Genomic DNA, 17,502 nt, shown 5'->3' with positions numbered 1-17,502 from the left:
AGACGCTGAACTGTGTAAATTAATTAATCGATTTTTTGACGGCGCGTCGCCCCTTGAACATCCTCCCCGTCACCGCTATGCTGGCCGCCATGAACACGCCACGACTCCCCATCGCCCTGCAGCAGGCCGTCATGCACACCCTGCGTCGTTGCCTTAGCCTGGCCGAACAGCGACTGAATCAACCCCTCCCGCTGCCCCAGATTGACTACCGCCAGCGCGGCACCGTCGCGGGCACCGCCTGGCCACAGCAGTGGCAAATCCGGCTGAACCCGGTGCTGCTGCAGGAGAACGGGCAGGCGTTTATCGACAGCGTCATCCCCCATGAGCTGGCGCATCTGCTGGTCTACCGCCGCTTTGGCCGCGTCGCGCCCCACGGCAGAGAGTGGCGCTGGATGATGGCGGAGATACTGGGCGTGGAGCCGCAGCGAACCCACCGCTTCAGCGTTGATTCGGTGCGCGGACGCACCTTCACCTACCGCTGCGCCTGCCAGCAGCACCAGCTGACCCTGCGCCGCCATAACCGCGTTCAGCGCGGCGAGTCCAGCTACCGCTGCCGTCAGTGCGGCGCCGCGCTGAGCTTCACCCCCGACGCGACGCCGGCGTAGGCGCGACGCTTTCCCACGTTTTCTAAAAATTAAGCGCGCCGGGCGCAAAAGGTTGCCCGCAGACCGCGTATTGTCTACCCTGCTGACTTTCTCATTCCAACACCGTTTTAGAATATGTCGCCCAAATCCTTCATCGCTCTCTCCACCCTGCTGGGCAGCCTGCTGCTGACGTCAGGCGCCCAGGCAGAAACCATCCATAATTTTTCCCAGGCCAAGGCCGCCGCGGTCAAAATCAACCGCGATGCCCCCGGCACCTTTTACTGCGGCTGCCGCATCGACTGGCAGGGGAAAAAAGGCACCCCCGATCTGGCCAGCTGCGGCTATCAGGTGCGTAAAAACGCCCACCGCGCCGAGCGTATCGAGTGGGAGCACGTCATGCCGGCCTGGCAATTCGGCCACCAGCTGCAGTGCTGGCAGGAGGGCGGTCGGAAAAACTGCGCCAAGAACCCCAACTATGTGCGCATCGAGACCGATCTGCACAACCTGCAGCCGGCCATCGGCGAGGTCAACGGCGATCGCAATAACTTCGCCTTTAGCCAGTGGCGCGGCGGCGAGGGTCAGTATGGCCAGTGCACCATGAAGGTCGATTTCAAAAACAAGCAGGCCGAACCGCCGGAGCGCGCGCGCGGCGCCATCGCCCGCACTTACTTCTATATGCGCGATCGCTACCACATCCGCCTCTCCCCGCAGCAGACCCGCCTGTTTGAGGTTTGGGATCGCCAGTATCCGGTCAGCGACTGGGAGTGCCAGCGCGAAGCGCGCGTCGCCGCGGTGCAGGGAAACCATAACCCCTATGTGCAGCAGGCCTGCGCCGCGCGTAAACCGTAGCCCCGATCCCGCCGCTGCCACTCGGCGCAGGGCGGGTATATAATCGCACCCTGTATCTATCGGCGTACCGGCGTACGCCTTTCACCCTGCCTGAGGATCCCCCATGCGAATTCCCCGTATTTACCACCCACAGCCCCTGAGCATTCCCGGCGAAGTCAGCCTGTGCGACGATGCCGCCAACCACGTTGGCCGGGTACTGCGCATGGGGCCCGGCCAGGCCCTGCAGCTGTTCGATGGCAGCAACCGGGTCTTCGACGCCGAGATCATTAGCGCAGACAAAAAAAGCGTGCGCGTACGTCTTAATCACGTGCAAGAGGCGGATCGCGAGTCCCCTCTTCACCTGCATCTAGGCCAGGTGATGTCGCGCGGCGAAAAAATGGAGTTCACCATTCAGAAGTCGATCGAGCTGGGCGTCAGCGTCATTACGCCGCTGATCTCCGAGCGCTGTGGGGTGCGTCTGGATGCCGAACGGATGGCCAAAAAGCAGCAGCAGTGGCAGAAAATCGCCATCGCCGCCTGCGAACAGTGCGGGCGCAACCGCATTCCCCAGATCCGTCCGGCGATGGATCTGGAGGCCTGGTGTGCCGAAGAGGACGACTGCCTGCGCCTGAACCTGCACCCGCGCGCCAGCGCCAGCATCAACACCCTGCCACAGCCCCTGACCCGCGTTCGGCTATTGATCGGCCCCGAAGGCGGCCTGTCGGCGGCAGAGATTGCCATGACCGCCGACTACCGCTTTACTGATATCCTATTGGGACCGCGCGTACTGCGCACCGAGACGACGGCGCTTACCGCCATCACCGCACTTCAGGTCCGCTTTGGCGATTTGGGCTGAGGCAGAATCCGCGAAAGAGACAGGAGAATAGTATGATTAAGCTCGGTATTGTAATGGACCCCATCGCCTCCATTAACATCAAGAAAGACACCAGTTTTGCCATGCTGCTGGAGGCCCAGCGTCGGGGCTACCAGCTGCATTATATGGAGATGGACTCACTCTATCTGCAGCAGGGAGAGGCGCGCGCGCAGACCCGCCTGCTCAGCGTCAGCGATGACAAGGCCAGTTGGTACCGCTTCGACGGCGAACAGGATATTGCCCTGGCCGATCTCGACGTGATCCTGATGCGTAAGGACCCGCCGTTCGACACCGAGTTTATCTACGCCACCTACATTCTGGAGCGCGCGGAGGCCCGCGGCACCCTGATCGTCAACAAACCGCAAAGCCTGCGCGACTGCAATGAAAAGCTGTTTACCGCCTGGTTCGCCGACCTGACGCCGGACACCCTGGTCACCCGCAGCGCCGCGCACCTGCGCGACTTTCACGCCCGCCACGGCGACGTGATCCTCAAGCCGCTGGACGGCATGGGCGGCGCCTCCATCTTCCGCATCCAGCAGGATGACCCCAACCTGTCGGTGATCATCGAAACCCTCACCGAGCACGGTAAACGCTTCTGTATGGCGCAGAACTACCTGCCGGCGATCGTCGACGGCGATAAGCGCGTTCTGGTCATCGACGGCGAACCGGTGCCCTACTGCCTGGCGCGCATTCCCAAAAGCGGCGAAACCCGCGGCAACCTGGCGGCCGGCGGCCGCGGCGAGGCGCGCCCCCTGAGCGAGAGCGACTGGGCCATCGCACGTAAGGTGGCCCCGATGCTCAAAGAGAAGGGGCTGATCTTCGTCGGGCTCGACATCATTGGCGATCGCCTGACCGAGATCAACGTCACCAGCCCGACCTGCGCCCGCGAGATCGAGGCGGCCTTCCCGGTCTCCATCACCGGCATGCTGATGGACGCCATTGAGGCGCGTCTGGCCGCTCGCTGATCCCCGCGGCATTCGCCGACCGGCGGGGCGCGTATCCGCGTGCCCCGCGTTATCCTCTCCGCTTTTCCGGCGCACCGTCGCCTATCGCGTTATCAGCGGCGCGGCCGCCTGGGCCATCCGACGGCCAAGACATGCGCAAGGTCGAATAGCCGCCGTGCCCCCCGTGACTTGAGCAGGAAAAATTCGCATACTGATACCTACAAAAACAGCGAGTTGAAAATATCACCATGAAACTAGCGCACCATTTTCTGATTGCCATGCCCGCCATGCAGGACAGTCGCTTCAAACGCACCGTCATCTATGTGTGCGAACACAATGAGGATGGCGCCATGGGCATGATCATCAATAAACCCCTGGAGCAGCTCACGCTGTCCAGCCTGCTGGAAAAGCTCGACATTACCCCCTCCCCGCGCGATGCCGCCATCCGCCTGGACAAGCCGGTGCTAGCCGGTGGTCCGCTGGCGGAGGATCGCGGTTTTGTCCTGCACAGCCCGACGGATACCTTTGGCTCCAGCGCCGACATTGGTCCGGGCTGTATGCTGACCACCTCGCGCGATGTACTGGAAACCTTGGGCACCGACCGCCAGCCGCAGGAGATTTTGGTCACCCTGGGCTACTGCAGCTGGAGCAAGGGGCAGCTGGAGCAGGAGCTGCTGGACAACGCCTGGCTCACGGTAGAGGCCGACAGCCAGATCCTATTTCATACCCCGCTGGCCGACCGCTGGATTTGCGCGGCGAAAAAGCTGGGGGTCGATATCCGTAATATGCCTTGTAACGCAGGACACGCCTGATGAATCCCCGTACTATTCTCGCCTTCGACTTCGGCACCCGCAGCATCGGCTGCGCCATCGGACAGGAGCTCACCGGCAGCGCCCGCCCGCTGCAGTCCTTCAAGGCCAACGACGGCGCCCCGGACTGGCAGCAGATTGAAAAGGTACTGCGCGAATGGCAGCCGGATCTGGTGGTGGTCGGCCTGCCGCTGAACATGGACGGCAGCGAGCAGCCCCTGACGCAGATGGCGCGTAAGTTCGCCAATCGCCTGCATGGCCGCTTTGGCGTGCAGATAGCCCTGCAGGATGAGCGCCTGAGCACCGTGGAGGCCCGTGCCCACCTGTTTGCCGGCGGCGGCTACCGCGCGCTGGAGAAAGGCCGCGTCGACGCCGCCTCTGCCGCGCTGATCCTGGAGAGCTGGTTCGAGCATCAGACATACTGATGCGCGCCGGGCACGGATTGACTCCGCCATAATTGCCCCCATGTACACTGCACAGGGCGGCGCCGGCGGCAAAGGTGCAGCGCGGCGCCGTTTTGCTTTACACTACACAGCACGGTTCGCGGCCACGACGCTGGCCGCGACGTTTTTCCCACTCCCCGGGACGAGGCACCATGAATACCACCATTAAACACAATCTCGACGCGGTCCGGCAGCACCTTGTCCGCGCGGCCGAACAGTGCGGACGCGACCCGCGGGACATCACCCTGCTGGCCGTCAGCAAGACCAAACCCATTGAGGACATCGACGCCGCCATCGCCGCAGGACAGCGCGCCTTTGGCGAAAACTATGTGCAGGAGGGCGTCAGTAAAATCCAGCACTACCGCCAGCAGCCGCAGGGCGACGCGCTGGAATGGCACTTTATCGGACCGCTGCAGTCCAATAAAAGCCGCCCGGTGGCCGAGCATTTTGATTGGATCCACACCGTCGATCGTGTGAAAATCGCCCAGCGTTTAAACGAACAGCGTCCTGCGGAGCTTGAGCCGCTTAACGTATTGATTCAAGTAAATATCAGCGATGAGCAGAGCAAGTCCGGCATCACGCTGGAGCAGATCGACGCGCTGGCCGACGCCATCAGTCAGCTGCCCCGCCTGCGCCTGCGCGGCCTGATGGCCATTCCGGCGCCGGAGGACGATCCGGCCCGCCAGCTGGCGGTCTGTACCCGCATGGCGCAGGCGCTGTCTGCCCTGCAGCGGCGCTACCCCCAGCTGGATACCCTGTCGCTGGGGATGACCCATGATATGGAGGCCGCCATTACGGCCGGCAGTACCCTGGTACGCATCGGTACCGCCATTTTCGGCGCCCGCGACTACGGCACAGCCTAAACGCGGCGCGGCTACCCACGGCTGCCGCTGGCAGCGCTTTTTACTTACCCCCGGCGCCAGATCGCGGGCGGGTAAGCTTTACTACCGACGGAAAAAGGGCTTTTCATGCTAACACTGACGTTTTTGGTCAAAACGCTGCTCGATCTGTATGTCATGGTGCTGCTGCTGCGCATCTGGATGCAGTGGGCGCGCAGCGATTTCTACAACCCGCTTTCGCAGTTTATCGTGAAGCTGACCCAGCCGGTGGTGGCGCCGCTGCGCCGCATTCTGCCGCCCCTGGGGCCTATCGACTCAGCCTCGCTGCTGCTGGCGTTCATCCTGATGACCGTCAAATACCCGCTGCTACTGCTGATCCAGAGCGGCTCCCTCTCCCTTAGCCCCTATAACCTGCTGTTTGGTCTGATATCGGTGGTCAAGTCTGCCGGCTACCTGGTGTTCTGGGTGATCATCATCCGTTCGATCATGAGCTGGATTAGCCAGGGACGCAGCCCGATGGACTACGTGCTCTATCAGCTGACCGAGCCGATGATGGCGCCGATCCGTCGCATCATCCCGGCGATGGGCGGACTGGATTTCTCCGCCATGGTGGTGATCCTGGTGCTGTACCTGCTCAACTACCTGGGCATCGATCTGTTCGGCCAGCTGTGGTTCCTGCTGTGAGCGCAGTCAGCCGAGAGGGCGACGACTGGATCCTGCGACTGTATATTCAGCCGAAGGCCAGTCGGGACCTCATCATCGGGCTGCACGGCGATGAGCTGAAGGTCGCCATCACCGCGCCGCCGGTCGATGGTCAGGCTAACGCCCACCTGCTAAAATTCATCGCCAAACAGTTTCGCGTCGCCAAAAGTCGCATCACGCTGGAAAAGGGCGAGCTGGGACGCCATAAACAGCTGCGCATCAGCCAGCCGCAGCAGATCCCCGACGCGGTAGCGGCAGCGCTCGAATAAGCGGGACGCGCTCGCCACACACTGACACGACACAGCGGCAGGCCACGACGGCCTGCCGTTGCCATCAATAGGACCCACATCATGCAACACGTCGTACTCGCCACCGGTAACGCCGGTAAAGTTCGAGAGCTCGCCTCCCTGCTGACCGATTTTGGCCTGGATATCGTCGCCCAGAGCTCGCTGGGCATCGAGGGCGCCGAGGAGACCGGGCTGACCTTTATCGAAAATGCCATCCTCAAAGCCCGCCACGCCGCGCGCCTCAGCGGGCTGCCGGCGATCGCCGACGACTCGGGCCTGGCGGTGGACGCGCTGGGCGGAGCGCCGGGGATCTACTCCGCGCGCTACGCAGGAGAGGACGCCAGCGATCGCGCCAATCTGGAAAAGCTGCTGCACGCGCTGCGCGATGTTCCGGCCGGTCAGCGCCAGGCGCGCTTCCACTGCGTGCTGGTCTACCTGCGTCATGCCGACGACCCGACCCCGCTGGTCTGCCACGGCGTCTGGGAGGGCGAGATCGCCGATGCGCCCAGCGGCGACGGTGGCTTTGGCTATGATCCCATCTTCTTCGTTCCGGCGCTGGGCTGCACCGCGGCGCAGCTGAGCCGGGAGCAAAAGCGCGCCATTTCCCACCGTGGTCAGGCCCTACAGCAGCTGCTGGATCGGATGCGCCATGCTTAAGCTGCCGCCGCTCAGCCTGTATATCCACATCCCGTGGTGCGTGCAGAAATGCCCCTACTGCGACTTTAACTCCCACGCGCAGAAGGGCGAAATCCCCCAGCAGGCCTATGTCGATCACCTGCTGGCCGATCTGGATCAGGAGCTGCCGCGGGTCGCCGGACGGCCGCTGAGCACCCTGTTCATCGGCGGCGGAACGCCCAGCCTGCTCAGCGGCGAAGCGCTGCAGCGCCTGCTGGACGGCGTACGCGCCCGCCTGCCGCTGGCCGCCGACGCCGAGATAACCCTGGAGGCCAACCCGGGCACCGTGGAGGCCGAGCGCTTCAGCGCCTACCAGCGCGCCGGGGTCAACCGCATCTCCATCGGAGTACAAAGCTTCAGCGCCGACAAGCTACAGCGCCTGGGGCGGATTCACGGGCCGCAGGAGGCCATCGCCGCCGCCCGCCTGGCCACTGCGCTGGGGCTGCGCAGCTTTAATCTGGACTTAATGCACGGCCTGCCGCAGCAGAGCCAGGAGGAGGCGCTGGACGATCTGCGCCAGGCCATCGCCCTGAACCCACCGCACCTGTCGTGGTATCAGCTCACCATCGAGCCCAATACCCTGTTCGGCTCGCGCCCGCCGCGCCTGCCGGACGACGATGCGCTGTGGGAGATCTTTGAGCAGGGCGATCGTCTGCTGCGCGCGTCGGGCTACCAGCAGTATGAAACCTCCGCCTATGCCCTGCCGGGACGTCAGTGCCAGCACAACCTCAACTACTGGCGCTTCGGCGACTATCTGGGGATCGGCTGCAGCGCGCATGGCAAGCTGACCTTCGCCGACGGACGCATTGAGCGACGCGCCAAAACCCGCCACCCGCGCGGCTATATGCAGGGCAACTACCTGGATCAACGGCAGCAGGTGGCCATGGCGGAGAGGCCGTTTGAGTTCTTTATGAACCGCTTCCGTCTGCTGGAACCGGCGCCGCGCGCCGACTTCAGCGCCTATACCGGCGTGGACGAAGCCACGATTCGCCCGCAGCTGGAGGCGGCGCTGGCGCAGGGCTACATCAGCGAGACCCCCAGCCACTGGCAGGTCACCCCCCACGGCAAGCTGTTCCTCAACTCCCTGCTGGAGCTGTTTCTGTAGACGTCGCGCCGCGCGGCCCCCGCGATCGGGCCGCGCCTGAGCGCGTCAGTGAGCGCGGATATACATGTCCTTGCTATAGAGGTAGTCCATGTTGCCGGGCTGGTACCCGCCGACATAGGGCTTCACCAGCCGCACGCTGACGTAGTGGTATAGCGGAATGGTCGGCACATCCTCGGCCAGCAGCGCCTCTGCCTGCTGGAACAGCCGCTGGCGCGCCGCCGGATCCTGACTGGCCGACGCCTGCGCCAGCACGGCGTCGAAGCGGGGGTTGCTGTACTGCGGGGTATTATTGCTGTCGCCGCTGCGAAAGGTATTCAGCATCGCCGCCGGATCGTCATAGTCGGCGACCCAGGCGTTACGCACCACGTCGAAGTGGCCGCTGCGCATGGTATCCAGCATGCTCTTCCACTCCTGGTTATTCAGCGTCGCCTCCACGCCCAGGTTCTTCTTCCACATGGAGGCGGCGGCGATGGCAATACGCTGGTGCCCCTCAGAGGTGTTATACAGCAGCGTAAAACGCAGCGGGTTTCCGGGCCCAAACCCAGCCTCGGCCAGCAGCGCCTTTGCGCGCGCGAGGCGCGTCTCACGCGGCCAGCGGGCGTAGTCCGGCGCCCGTAGCGCCATCCCCCCGATATCATCCGAGCCGAACAGCCAGGCCGGACGTTGCCCCTGCCCCAGCACCTTCTGCGCAATGATCTCTTTATCCAGCCCCAGGTTAAGCGCCTGACGCACCCGCACATCGTCGAAGGGCGCCCTGCGGGTGTTGAAGTGATAGTAGTATGTCCCGAGCTTAGGGAAGATCTGAACCTGCTCGCCCAGTGACTGCTTCAGCGACGCGAACAGCGCACTGGGAAGGGGGGTCATATCCAGCTCTCCCGCGCGATAGCGGTTCACCCCGGCCGTTTCAGAGACAATCGGTAAATAGACCACCTGATGGATCACCGTGTGCGCGTCGTCCCAGTAGTGCGGATTGCGCTCACCAACCAGGCGCTCGTTGATCACCCACTGCTTCAGCGTATAGGCTCCGTTACCGACAAAGTGGCCCGGTTGAGTCCATTTGTCGCCGTAGCGGGCGAGTACCCGTGGGTTGAGCGGCACCAATGTCGGATGCACCATCATCGGCAGGAAGGTCGACAGGGGCTGATCCAGCGTGACGCGTAATGTACGCGCATCCGGCGCCGCGACGCCCAACGCGCTGGGCGGCAGCGCGCCCTCTTGGATCGCGGCGGCGTTCTTTATTCCCATGTTGACCAGGAAGGTGGCGTAGGGTGAGGCGGTCGCCGGGTCGATCAGCCGCCGCCAGCTAAAGACCAGATCCTGTGCCGTCAGCGCCTCGCCGTTAGACCAACGCAAATCGGGGCGCAACGAGAAGGTCCATACCCGCCCCGCCTCACTATGCTGCCAGCGCGCCGCCAGCCCCGGGCGCAGATGCCCCTCGCCGTCGAGCGTCAGCAGCCCCTCGAAGAAGTCGCGAAGGATGTTGAATTCGACATCGCTTTCCGACCGGTGCGGATCGAGAGAGGCCGGCTCGCTGCCGTTATTGCGCGTCAGCGTCTGGGCTGCCGCCAGCGACACGCCCGGCGGCACCTCGGCGGCGAGCGGTGCGCCGAGCGAAAACATAAAAACACCGAATCCAAAAAATAAATTATATTTAATTTTCATATCGTTACCCTCCATGACCAGCGTCGATGACATTAAAACAGCAAAGCTCGCCATGCACAGGGCAAAAAGTGGCACAAAAAAACCCGGCGCGCGCGGGCGGGCCGGGTGTGCTCGGGATGTCTCTCTCAGGAGGCGGGCAGCGCCTTCAGCAGCGCCTTACGCTGCGTGTCCAGCGCCTGCACCCGCTCACAGGCCTGCTGGCCGAAAGCGCGTAAATCATTATCCTGCTTATCCCACTCCGTGCGGATAGACTGCTGCAGACCGCCGAGGTTGCCCAACACCGCCTGCAGCGGGTTCTCTGACTGACCGGCTTTCAGCAGCCCTTTGGCCCCCATCTCGTTGATGCTGTCCTGCAGCACGCCGCCCAGCGTCTGATTGACCAGCGTCTGGCCCTCTTTCTCGACCTGAGCGATCGCCTGATGGTGGAAGGCGTAACCGTCGCTGCGTTTCTCCAGCACCCGGTTCATCTGCGCCTTAAGCTGGGTATCCAGCGTACTCAGACGATGACGTACGTTGCTGTCGCTGCCCAGCTGCTCGACGATGATATTGTCGAGCGCGCCGCGCGCGCGATCCAGCCGCGTCTGCACCCCTTGGTCGATCCACGGCACGTCGCGCCGCAGATCCCGCTGCAGCGTCTCGGCCTGACGGCGGACGTCGGCGCTCAGCGCCAGCGGATGACCGTCCCGCGTCACCGCGCCGTCACGGGATATCTGCAGATTGCCGCTGGCGCCGACGATCTGTACCTGCTGCGCGCTGATAATGATATCGTCCTGCGGTTTAACCTGGCATTGCCAGGCGGCCTGCGCCTGTGCGGCAGTCAGCAGCAACAGCAGGGAACATCCCCATTTACCCATCATGACCTCGTTAAAATATTGAGCGGCCAATGCGCTGAGCCAACAGCTCCAGCGCCGCAATTCCGGCCAGTGAATTACCGCAGCTATCCAGCTGCGGACTCCAAACGGCGATGATCATCTCCTGAGGCACCACGGCCACCACGCCGCCGCCGACGCCGGACTTCCCCGGCATCCCGACGCGATAGGCGAACTCGCCCGCGCCGTCATACAGGCCGCTGGTCACCATCAGCGCATTGATCTGGCGCGCCTGACGCTCGCCGATCACCGGCTCATCCAGCGCCAACGCGCGCCCCCGATTGGCAAGATAAACAAAAGTGCGCGCCAGTTCCATACAGTTCATTCTTAAAGCGCAGTAGTGGAAATAGTTATGCAGGACGGTAATCACGTCGTTATCGAAGTTGCCAAACGACTTCATCAGATAGGCGATCGCCGCATTGCGATCCGAATGCTCAAACTCGGAGCGCGCCACCCGGGCATCATAGCAAATGTCCGCGCTGCCGCTCAGCGCCCGCACCACCTCCAGCATGCGCTGACGCGGCGCGCTCAGACGCGACTGCAGCATATCGCACACCACCAGCGCGCCGGCGTTAATAAAGGGGTTACGCGGCTTACCCTGCTCCAGCTCCAGCTGCACCAGCGAGTTAAACGGCTGTCCCGAGGGTTCCTTGCCGACCCGCTGCCAGATCTCGGCCTCGCTGTAGCGATGCATCGCCAGCGTCAGGCTTAGCACCTTGGAGATCGACTGGATGGAGAAGCGTTCGCCGGCGTCGCCGGCGCTGAACATCCGTCCGTCGACGGTGCAGACCGCGATACCCAGCCTGTCCGGCGCAACCTCGGCCAGCGCCGGAATATAGTTGGCGACCCGCCCCTGCCCGAGCAGCGGACGAACCTGATCCAAGATCTCGTCTAACAGTTGATCGCTTAATTCAGTTTGCATGGCAAGGCCATTGACTCCACGCGACGCCCGGGGCGCCATTACGCTAGGGTTACGACAAACGCCGTCCGGCTGAGGTCCCCTATTTTCCCGACGCGGCGTCTCCCGACGCAGAGAGCCAGACGCAGGAGAGACAATGAGGGAGTACGGAACAGCGGAGGGAGAACAGCGCCGCCGGTGCGGCGGCGCCAAAGGCGGGGGTTACTCCCACCACACATCAAACAGGTCGCTGACCACAACGTCCAGCATACCCTGGCTTTCCAGCCAGCCTTTCACCAGCTGACGCTGCTCATCGGTGCAGCGGCCAATCTGCTGCAGGCAGATCAGCCCTTCCCAGCGCAGGTAGCCGCTGCCGTCAAACGCCAGGCCATTCGGCTCAATCACTTCATCGATCAGACGATCGAGCAGCGTATCCACCGTCTCTACCGGCGTACCATCGGCAAAACGCCAGCTGGCGCTGAAGCCCACTTCCTGAAACTCGTCAATATGCAGCTTTTTGCGCAGACGACGACTACGATTTTTCGCCATTACTCTACCCTCTCAAACATCAGGTCCCAGTTGCCATGCCCCAGACGCTGACCGCGCAGCTCAAACTTGGTGACCGGACGCGAGTCAGGACGCGGGACATAGGTATTATCGTCGGACAGATTTCTGTAGCCCGGCGCATGATTCATTACTTCCAGCATATGCTCGGCGTAGTTTTCCCAGTCGGTCGCCATATGGAAGACGCCGCCGATCTTCAGCTTACCGCGGATCCGCTCGGCAAACGCCGGCTGCACGATACGGCGCTTATGGTGACGCGCCTTATGCCAGGGATCGGGGAAAAACAGCTGCACCATATCCAGCGACCCGTCCGGGATCATTCGCTCCAACACCTCTACCGCGTCGTGACACATCACGCGCAGGTTGTTTACTCCAGCCTCATGGGCAGAGGAGAGGCAGGCGCCGACGCCCGGCGAGTGCACTTCGATCCCCAGGAAATCACGCTCCGGGTGCTGCTGCGCCATGGCGACCAGCGAGGCCCCCATGCCGAAGCCGATCTCCAGCACTACCGGCGCCTGGCGACCAAACAGCGCCGGCAGATCCAGCGCCTCGGGCGTAAACTCGACACCCATCAGCGGCCAGTGCTGCTCCAGCGCCAGCTGCTGCCCTTTGGTCAGGCGCCCCTGACGGCGTACAAAGCTGCGAATACGGCGAATAGCCCGGCCGTTTTCATCAAATTCCGCTGTGATCACATCATTCATGTCGCGTTTTCATCTGTCTGGATAATCAAGGTCAGGGCATTATGCAAAGTTACCCCGTTTACACAAGCGCTGATTTTACCAGCAACGCTAATGCAGCGGGGAAAATCCATGCCGTCGCCCCCACATTTTGTGCCGCGCTGCCCCCACTGAGCGTGGAAACCCGCGCGCCGTAGCGCCCTCTCCGTGCCGCCAGCGCGTAACACGGGCAAGATCCGGTTTACAGGCCGGACAGGCTGTGCTGCAATCCTGTCCCGTTTTCGGCGCTCCACACTGAGGATATGACTGGCTTATGATGCAGGCGCAACAGTTCGCCCACGCCGTGCTGGCCTGGTACGCGCGCTTCGGGCGCAAAACGCTGCCGTGGCAACACCCCAAGACCCCCTATCGGGTATGGCTCTCCGAGGTGATGCTGCAGCAGACCCAGGTCGCCACGGTGCTGCCCTATTTCCAGCGTTTTACCCAACGCTTTCCCGATGTGCAGGCGCTGGCGGCGGCGCCCCTGGATGAAGTGCTGCACCTGTGGACCGGACTGGGCTACTACGCCCGGGCGCGTAACCTGCATAAGGCTGCCCAGCTCATCGTCTCGCAGCATCACGGCGAGTTTCCGCAAGACTTTGAGCAGGTTGCGGCGCTGCCGGGGATTGGTCGTTCGACGGCCGGCGCCATTCTCTCGCTGTCGCTGGGGCAGCATCACCCGATCCTGGACGGCAACGTCAAACGGGTATTGGCCCGCTGCTACGCCATCCCCGGCTGGCCGGGGCGTAAAGAGGTCGAAACGCGTCTGTGGCAGCTGAGCGGCGAGGTTACCCCGGCCGACGGCGTCAGCCAGTTTAACCAGGCGATGATGGATCTCGGCGCGCTGGTGTGCACCCGCAGCCGCCCCAAGTGCGAGCTGTGTCCGCTCAACGCGGGCTGCCTCGCCTATGCCGACGGCAGCTGGGCTGACTTCCCGGGCAAGAAACCTAAGCAGACATTGCCCGAGCGCCAGGCCTACCTGCTGCTGCTGCAGCACGGTGAGACGGTATGGCTACAGCAGCGACCCGCCAGCGGCCTGTGGGGCGGTCTGTTCTGCTTTCCCCAGTATGACAGCGAGGCGGCGCTGCGCGCTCAGCTGTACCGCCTGGGGCAGGATCCTGACGCGGCCCAAACCCTGACGGCGTTCCGCCACACGTTTAGCCATTTTCATTTGGATATCATCCCGGTATGGTCAGCCTACACGACGGCGTCGGCCTGCATGGATGAAGGTGACGGACTCTGGTATAACTTAGCGCAGCCGCCCTCCGTAGGGCTGGCGGCGCCAACCGAGCGTCTTTTACAGCAGCTGCGCAAGCAGCCACCGGCCAGCGCGACGGCCGGCGATGCGACAGAGAAGGAGTAAGCATGAGCAGAACCGTGTTTTGTACGTTCCTAAACCGTGAGGCCGAGGGGCTGGACTTTCAAAGCTACCCCGGCGATCTGGGCAAGCGCATCTATGACCACATCTCTAAAGAGGCCTGGGGTCAGTGGATGGCCAAGCAAACCATGCTGATCAACGAAAAGAAACTGAATATGATGAACCCGGATGACCGTAGCCTGCTGGCCCTGGAGATGGAGAAGTTTCTGTTCGAAGGCCACGACGTCCACATCGAAGGCTATACGCCGCCGAGTCAGTAAAAGCGGGCGCAGCCGCGCCCTGATGTCATTCAGATATGGCTGTTACAATGAAGAAAGTCCTTGCGCTGGCGTTAATCGCCCCGTTGTTGATCTCCTGCTCCGGCAAGAAGCCCGATAGCAACGGTGAAGAATATATAAAAGATACCAACGGGTTCGATATTCTCATGGGGCAGTTTGCCCACAATATTGAGAATATTTGGGGGATTAACGAGGTTCTGATCGCCGGGCCCAAGGACTATGTAAAATACAGCGATCGCTATCTGACCCGTAGCCATATCAACTTTGAGACCGGGCAGATCACCATCGAGACCATCGCCACCCTTGACCCGGCGGAAAGCCTGCGTCAGGCCATCGTCACCACCCTGCTGATGGGCGACGACCCCGGCGCGATCGATCTCTACTCCGATGCCAACGACATCAAGCCCAGCCGAGAGCCCTTCCTCTACGGCCAGGTGCTGGACAACACCGGCCAGCCGATCCGCTGGTCTGGACGCGCCAACAGCTTCGCCAGCTATCTGCTGCAAAACAAGCTGATGAAGCGCACCTCTGGGCTGCATGTCATCTACTCCGTCACCATTCAGCTGGTACCCAACCATCTGGATAAGCGGGCGCACAAATATCTGGGGATGGTGCGGCGCGCCTCGGAGCGCTATGGCGTCGACGAGTCGCTGATCCTGGCTATCATGCAGACGGAGTCCAGCTTTAACCCTTACGCCGTCAGCCGCTCCGACGCGCTGGGGCTAATGCAGGTGATGCAGCACACCGCCGGTAAGGACGTGTTCGTCTCCAAAGGTAAGTGGGGCACCCCTAGCCGCAGCTATCTGTTTGACCCAGAGAAAAACATCGATACCGGCACCGCCTACCTGGCTATCCTGCAGAACACCTACCTGGGGGGGATCCAGAACGCCACCTCACGCCGCTACGCGGTGATCACCGCCTACAACGGCGGCGCCGGCAGCGTGCTGCGCGTCTTCTCCAGCGATAAAGGGCAGGCGGTCAGCATCATCAACCAGATGTCGCCCGGCGATGTGTATGAGGCGCTGACCCAGCGTCACCCCTCCGCCGAGTCGCGCCGCTATCTGTATAAGGTCAACAGCACCCAGAAAAACTACCGCCGCATCCGCTAAGGGCGCGGCGGCGCCTCAGTCATGCGCGTGGAGATGGGGATGTGCATGCGCCTCCCCGTCGTCCCCCGGCACCACCACCAGCTTACCGTGACGCACCCCGCGTTCGGCGATCACCTGCTCGGCAAAGCGCGTCACCTCGCCCCCCGCCCCCTTCAGCAGCGAAACCTCCAGGCAGCGGCCGTGATCCAGATGCACATGCAGGCTGGCCAGCGAAAGATCGTGATGATCGTGGAAGGTGCGCGTCAGGCGCTTGGAGAGTTCGCGCGATTCATGATCGTAAACATAGAACAGCGCCGCCACGCAGTGACTGCTCTGTGACGGTGCCTCCGTCATGCTCTGTAGCCCGGCCCGCGCCAGATCGCGGATGGCCTCGGAGCGGTTCTGGTAGTTGCGCGCTTTCATGATGGCATCGATTTCCGCCATCAGATCGTCATCGAGAGAAAGGGTTACGCGTTGCATCATTCGGCTCCTATCACAGTTTGATGCCGCAGTATGACAAAGATCCATGCGCGAAAAAACCGGCGCGCGCAGCGCGCAACGCCGGTCGGAAAGGACAATCTCACGGCGCGTACGCCGCGGCTCAGACCTGCCTGTCACGCATCTCAAAGCGCGGGGAGACAAAACCGTACAGCGTCCAGCCGAGGAAGGTGGCGATCGCCCCCCACATCATCGCCTGTTCACCGGAGGAGTAGAGCGCATAGAAGCTGTACATCGCGCCGACAAAGGCCAGGATATTGGGCAGACGCGCCTTGGCCGGATCGATCCCCGCGACGCGCTGGATGATCAGCACCGCCGCCATGGAGAGGATGTAAGGGATCAGGTTGGTGACCACCGCCAAGTTAACCAGCACGTTAAACTGCGCATTGAGCGACGGGCTGATGGTCATCAGCGACAGCACGCTCTGGATCGCGACGATGGCCAACATCCCTTTCACCGGTGCACCGGACTGGGTGACCCTGCGGAAAATCGCCGGGAAATAGCCCTCATCGGCGGAGGATTTAAACACCTGCGCGATGGTGAACTGCCAGCCCAGCAGGGAGCCGCAGCAGGACATCACCATCAGCGCCATGATGATCTTACCCACCGTCGGATCAAACATCTGGGCAAACGCCATGCCGAACGGCGCGGTCGAGTTGGCCAGATCCATATTCGGTACGATACCGGCGATCACGTTGGTAGAGACAATGTAGATCACCGCCGCGCCCAGGGTGCCGCCGAGTACGGCGATCGGGACGTTGCGCTCCGGATTCTCTACCACGTCGGTATTGGCACAGGCGGACTCCAGCCCCAGAAACGCCCACAGAGTCATGGCGATAGAGGAGCCGATGGCCTCAAAGGTCGGCAGGTGATGCGGGTTCCAGGAGTCGACGTACAGCGTGGGGCTGAACCAGAACCAGCCGATCACCGAGATACCGACCACCGGGATGATCACCCCCCAGACCGTCACGCTGCTGATACGCCCGGTAATGCGCGCCCCGCCGAAGTTGGCGGCGGTACACAGCCACAGTACCCCGATGGTCGCCAGACAGATCCCCATCGGGCTCAGCGAGGCGCCGATAAGCTCCGTGCCGTAGCCGACGGCGGAGATGGCGATAGCCACGTTGGCGATCAGCAGCGACACACCGTAGGTATAGTTGGCCATAAAGTTGCCGGACTTGCCGAAGGCATACTCGGCGTAGCCGCCCATCCCGCCGGACTTGCGGCTATACATTCCGCACTTGGCGAAGGCGTAGGCCAGCGCCATCGAGCCCACGGCGGTCACCAGCCACGAGACGATGGAGATGGTGCCCACCTCCGCCAGCTTGGTCGGCAGCATGATGATGCCGGAGCCCATCATGTTCACCGCCGTCAGTATGGTGAGCTGCACCACGCCCATTTTATTCTTGCCTGAAGTACTCATAATCCGTCCCTCTCTGTACGCGGGGAGCCAAGCCCCCC

The 17,502-nt window shown here is 62.6% G+C and carries 21 protein-coding genes; 14 read left to right on the top strand and 7 right to left on the bottom strand.

Going from position 1 to position 17,502, the window contains the following annotated elements; genetic code table 11:
• Nucleotides 1–89 precede the first annotated feature (89 nt).
• From L1P05_RS01405 to hemW, 11 genes are all read left to right on the top strand, one after another.
• A complete protein-coding gene (locus tag L1P05_RS01405) occupies nt 90–605 on the top strand; it encodes a SprT family zinc-dependent metalloprotease (protein ID WP_015460760.1) in 516 nt (171 codons plus the stop codon).
• 114 nt (nt 606–719) lie between these two features.
• A complete protein-coding gene (endA, locus tag L1P05_RS01400; protein ID WP_012847157.1) occupies nt 720–1,433 on the top strand; it encodes a deoxyribonuclease I in 714 nt (237 codons plus the stop codon).
• Nucleotides 1,434–1,536: 103 nt separating this feature from the next.
• Nucleotides 1,537–2,268 carry a 16S rRNA (uracil(1498)-N(3))-methyltransferase gene (gene rsmE, locus L1P05_RS01395; protein WP_012847156.1) on the top strand — a complete coding sequence of 244 codons (732 nt, stop codon included), beginning with the start codon at nt 1,537–1,539 and terminating at the stop codon, nt 2,266–2,268.
• Between the two features lie 32 nt (nt 2,269–2,300).
• Complete coding sequence (gene gshB, locus L1P05_RS01390) at nt 2,301–3,251, top strand: glutathione synthase (protein ID WP_012847155.1); 951 nt, start codon at nt 2,301–2,303, stop codon at nt 3,249–3,251.
• Nucleotides 3,252–3,478: 227 nt separating this feature from the next.
• Entirely contained in the window at nt 3,479–4,042 is a 564-nt protein-coding gene (locus L1P05_RS01385; RefSeq protein ID WP_012847154.1) for a YqgE/AlgH family protein, read from the top strand.
• A complete protein-coding gene (gene ruvX / locus L1P05_RS01380) occupies nt 4,042–4,464 on the top strand; it encodes a Holliday junction resolvase RuvX (protein ID WP_012847153.1) in 423 nt (140 codons plus the stop codon). The genes L1P05_RS01385 and ruvX overlap by 1 nt, the downstream gene beginning before the upstream one ends.
• A 170-nt stretch (nt 4,465–4,634) precedes the next feature.
• Nucleotides 4,635–5,345, top strand: coding sequence for a YggS family pyridoxal phosphate-dependent enzyme (locus L1P05_RS01375; RefSeq protein ID WP_012847152.1), 711 nt, complete (start codon nt 4,635–4,637; stop codon nt 5,343–5,345).
• 105 nt (nt 5,346–5,450) lie between these two features.
• On the top strand, nt 5,451–6,005 hold the full coding sequence (locus L1P05_RS01370) for a YggT family protein (protein WP_005296070.1): 555 nt from the start codon (nt 5,451–5,453) through the stop codon (nt 6,003–6,005).
• A complete protein-coding gene (gene yggU, locus L1P05_RS01365) occupies nt 6,002–6,292 on the top strand; it encodes a DUF167 family protein YggU (RefSeq protein ID WP_012847151.1) in 291 nt (96 codons plus the stop codon). Before L1P05_RS01370 ends, yggU begins: the two co-directional genes overlap by 4 nt.
• A gap of 81 nt (nt 6,293–6,373) precedes the next feature.
• On the top strand, nt 6,374–6,967 hold the full coding sequence (locus tag L1P05_RS01360; protein WP_012847150.1) for an XTP/dITP diphosphatase: 594 nt from the start codon (nt 6,374–6,376) through the stop codon (nt 6,965–6,967).
• A complete protein-coding gene (hemW, locus tag L1P05_RS01355) occupies nt 6,960–8,090 on the top strand; it encodes a radical SAM family heme chaperone HemW (RefSeq protein ID WP_012847149.1) in 1,131 nt (376 codons plus the stop codon). The genes L1P05_RS01360 and hemW overlap by 8 nt, the downstream gene beginning before the upstream one ends.
• Before the next feature lie 45 nt (nt 8,091–8,135).
• On the opposite strand, the gene L1P05_RS01350 is transcribed toward hemW, so the two are convergent.
• The 5 genes from L1P05_RS01350 to trmB form a co-directional block, all read right to left on the bottom strand.
• Entirely contained in the window at nt 8,136–9,785 is a 1,650-nt protein-coding gene (locus L1P05_RS01350; protein ID WP_014524162.1) for an ABC transporter substrate-binding protein, read from the bottom strand.
• Between the two features lie 92 nt (nt 9,786–9,877).
• A complete protein-coding gene (locus L1P05_RS01345) occupies nt 9,878–10,606 on the bottom strand; it encodes a YggN family protein (protein ID WP_014524161.1) in 729 nt (242 codons plus the stop codon).
• 10 nt (nt 10,607–10,616) lie between these two features.
• On the bottom strand, nt 10,617–11,543 hold the full coding sequence (glsB, locus tag L1P05_RS01340) for a glutaminase B (RefSeq protein WP_012847146.1): 927 nt from the start codon (nt 11,541–11,543) through the stop codon (nt 10,617–10,619).
• A gap of 198 nt (nt 11,544–11,741) precedes the next feature.
• Nucleotides 11,742–12,068 carry a YggL family protein gene (locus L1P05_RS01335; RefSeq protein WP_012847145.1) on the bottom strand — a complete coding sequence of 109 codons (327 nt, stop codon included), beginning with the start codon at nt 12,066–12,068 and terminating at the stop codon, nt 11,742–11,744.
• Nucleotides 12,068–12,784, bottom strand: a complete 717-nt coding sequence (gene trmB / locus L1P05_RS01330; protein ID WP_012847144.1) for a tRNA (guanosine(46)-N7)-methyltransferase TrmB — start codon at nt 12,782–12,784, stop codon at nt 12,068–12,070. The genes L1P05_RS01335 and trmB overlap by 1 nt, the downstream gene beginning before the upstream one ends.
• Nucleotides 12,785–13,073: 289 nt before the next feature.
• On the opposite strand from trmB, the gene mutY reads away from it, so the two are divergent.
• Genes mutY through mltC form a run of 3 tightly spaced genes read left to right on the top strand, consistent with a single transcriptional unit; the run spans nt 13,074 to nt 15,564 of the window.
• Nucleotides 13,074–14,162, top strand: a complete 1,089-nt coding sequence (gene mutY, locus L1P05_RS01325) for an A/G-specific adenine glycosylase (RefSeq protein WP_012847143.1) — start codon at nt 13,074–13,076, stop codon at nt 14,160–14,162.
• Nucleotides 14,163–14,164: 2 nt separating this feature from the next.
• Nucleotides 14,165–14,437: an oxidative damage protection protein gene (locus L1P05_RS01320; RefSeq protein WP_012847142.1), complete on the top strand. Its 273-nt coding sequence runs from the start codon at nt 14,165–14,167 to the stop codon at nt 14,435–14,437.
• 47 nt (nt 14,438–14,484) lie between these two features.
• Nucleotides 14,485–15,564: a membrane-bound lytic murein transglycosylase MltC gene (mltC, locus tag L1P05_RS01315; protein ID WP_012847141.1), complete on the top strand. Its 1,080-nt coding sequence runs from the start codon at nt 14,485–14,487 to the stop codon at nt 15,562–15,564.
• A 15-nt stretch (nt 15,565–15,579) separates the two neighbouring features.
• Here mltC and nikR read toward each other — a convergent pair whose 3' ends face one another.
• Both nikR and potE read right to left on the bottom strand, forming a co-directional pair.
• A complete protein-coding gene (gene nikR / locus L1P05_RS01310) occupies nt 15,580–16,023 on the bottom strand; it encodes a nickel-responsive transcriptional regulator NikR (protein ID WP_172454874.1) in 444 nt (147 codons plus the stop codon).
• 121 nt (nt 16,024–16,144) lie between these two features.
• Nucleotides 16,145–17,464, bottom strand: coding sequence for a putrescine-ornithine antiporter (gene potE, locus L1P05_RS01305; RefSeq protein ID WP_034168124.1), 1,320 nt, complete (start codon nt 17,462–17,464; stop codon nt 16,145–16,147).
• Nucleotides 17,465–17,502: the final 38 nt, after the last annotated feature.

It is taken from the genome of Edwardsiella piscicida, from assembly GCF_021733145.1.
GTDB classification, from domain to species: Bacteria; Pseudomonadota; Gammaproteobacteria; order Enterobacterales; family Enterobacteriaceae; genus Edwardsiella; species Edwardsiella piscicida.
Note: the sequence above shows the minus strand (reverse complement) of the source record. Positions and strands in the feature narration are given on the sequence as shown.

What these genes read in the sequence shown, in the direction of transcription:
- L1P05_RS01350 (WP_014524162.1), bottom strand. Translation starts at nt 9,785, where the DNA reads ATGTCATCGACGCTGGTCATGGAGGGTAACGATATGAAAATTAAATAT.
- nikR (WP_172454874.1), bottom strand. Translation starts at nt 16,023, where the DNA reads ATGCAACGCGTAACCCTTTCTCTCGATGACGATCTGATGGCGGAAATC.
- L1P05_RS01345 (WP_014524161.1), bottom strand. Translation starts at nt 10,606, where the DNA reads ATGGGTAAATGGGGATGTTCCCTGCTGTTGCTGCTGACTGCCGCACAG.
- glsB (WP_012847146.1), bottom strand. Translation starts at nt 11,543, where the DNA reads ATGCAAACTGAATTAAGCGATCAACTGTTAGACGAGATCTTGGATCAG.
- L1P05_RS01320 (WP_012847142.1), top strand. Translation starts at nt 14,165, where the DNA reads ATGAGCAGAACCGTGTTTTGTACGTTCCTAAACCGTGAGGCCGAGGGG.
- L1P05_RS01360 (WP_012847150.1), top strand. Translation starts at nt 6,374, where the DNA reads ATGCAACACGTCGTACTCGCCACCGGTAACGCCGGTAAAGTTCGAGAG.
- endA (WP_012847157.1), top strand. Translation starts at nt 720, where the DNA reads ATGTCGCCCAAATCCTTCATCGCTCTCTCCACCCTGCTGGGCAGCCTG.
- ruvX (WP_012847153.1), top strand. Translation starts at nt 4,042, where the DNA reads ATGAATCCCCGTACTATTCTCGCCTTCGACTTCGGCACCCGCAGCATC.
- L1P05_RS01405 (WP_015460760.1), top strand. Translation starts at nt 90, where the DNA reads ATGAACACGCCACGACTCCCCATCGCCCTGCAGCAGGCCGTCATGCAC.
- rsmE (WP_012847156.1), top strand. Translation starts at nt 1,537, where the DNA reads ATGCGAATTCCCCGTATTTACCACCCACAGCCCCTGAGCATTCCCGGC.
- potE (WP_034168124.1), bottom strand. Translation starts at nt 17,464, where the DNA reads ATGAGTACTTCAGGCAAGAATAAAATGGGCGTGGTGCAGCTCACCATA.
- mltC (WP_012847141.1), top strand. Translation starts at nt 14,485, where the DNA reads ATGAAGAAAGTCCTTGCGCTGGCGTTAATCGCCCCGTTGTTGATCTCC.
- L1P05_RS01385 (WP_012847154.1), top strand. Translation starts at nt 3,479, where the DNA reads ATGAAACTAGCGCACCATTTTCTGATTGCCATGCCCGCCATGCAGGAC.
- L1P05_RS01335 (WP_012847145.1), bottom strand. Translation starts at nt 12,068, where the DNA reads ATGGCGAAAAATCGTAGTCGTCGTCTGCGCAAAAAGCTGCATATTGAC.
- trmB (WP_012847144.1), bottom strand. Translation starts at nt 12,784, where the DNA reads ATGAATGATGTGATCACAGCGGAATTTGATGAAAACGGCCGGGCTATT.
- L1P05_RS01370 (WP_005296070.1), top strand. Translation starts at nt 5,451, where the DNA reads ATGCTAACACTGACGTTTTTGGTCAAAACGCTGCTCGATCTGTATGTC.
- hemW (WP_012847149.1), top strand. Translation starts at nt 6,960, where the DNA reads ATGCTTAAGCTGCCGCCGCTCAGCCTGTATATCCACATCCCGTGGTGC.
- gshB (WP_012847155.1), top strand. Translation starts at nt 2,301, where the DNA reads ATGATTAAGCTCGGTATTGTAATGGACCCCATCGCCTCCATTAACATC.
- mutY (WP_012847143.1), top strand. Translation starts at nt 13,074, where the DNA reads ATGATGCAGGCGCAACAGTTCGCCCACGCCGTGCTGGCCTGGTACGCG.
- L1P05_RS01375 (WP_012847152.1), top strand. Translation starts at nt 4,635, where the DNA reads ATGAATACCACCATTAAACACAATCTCGACGCGGTCCGGCAGCACCTT.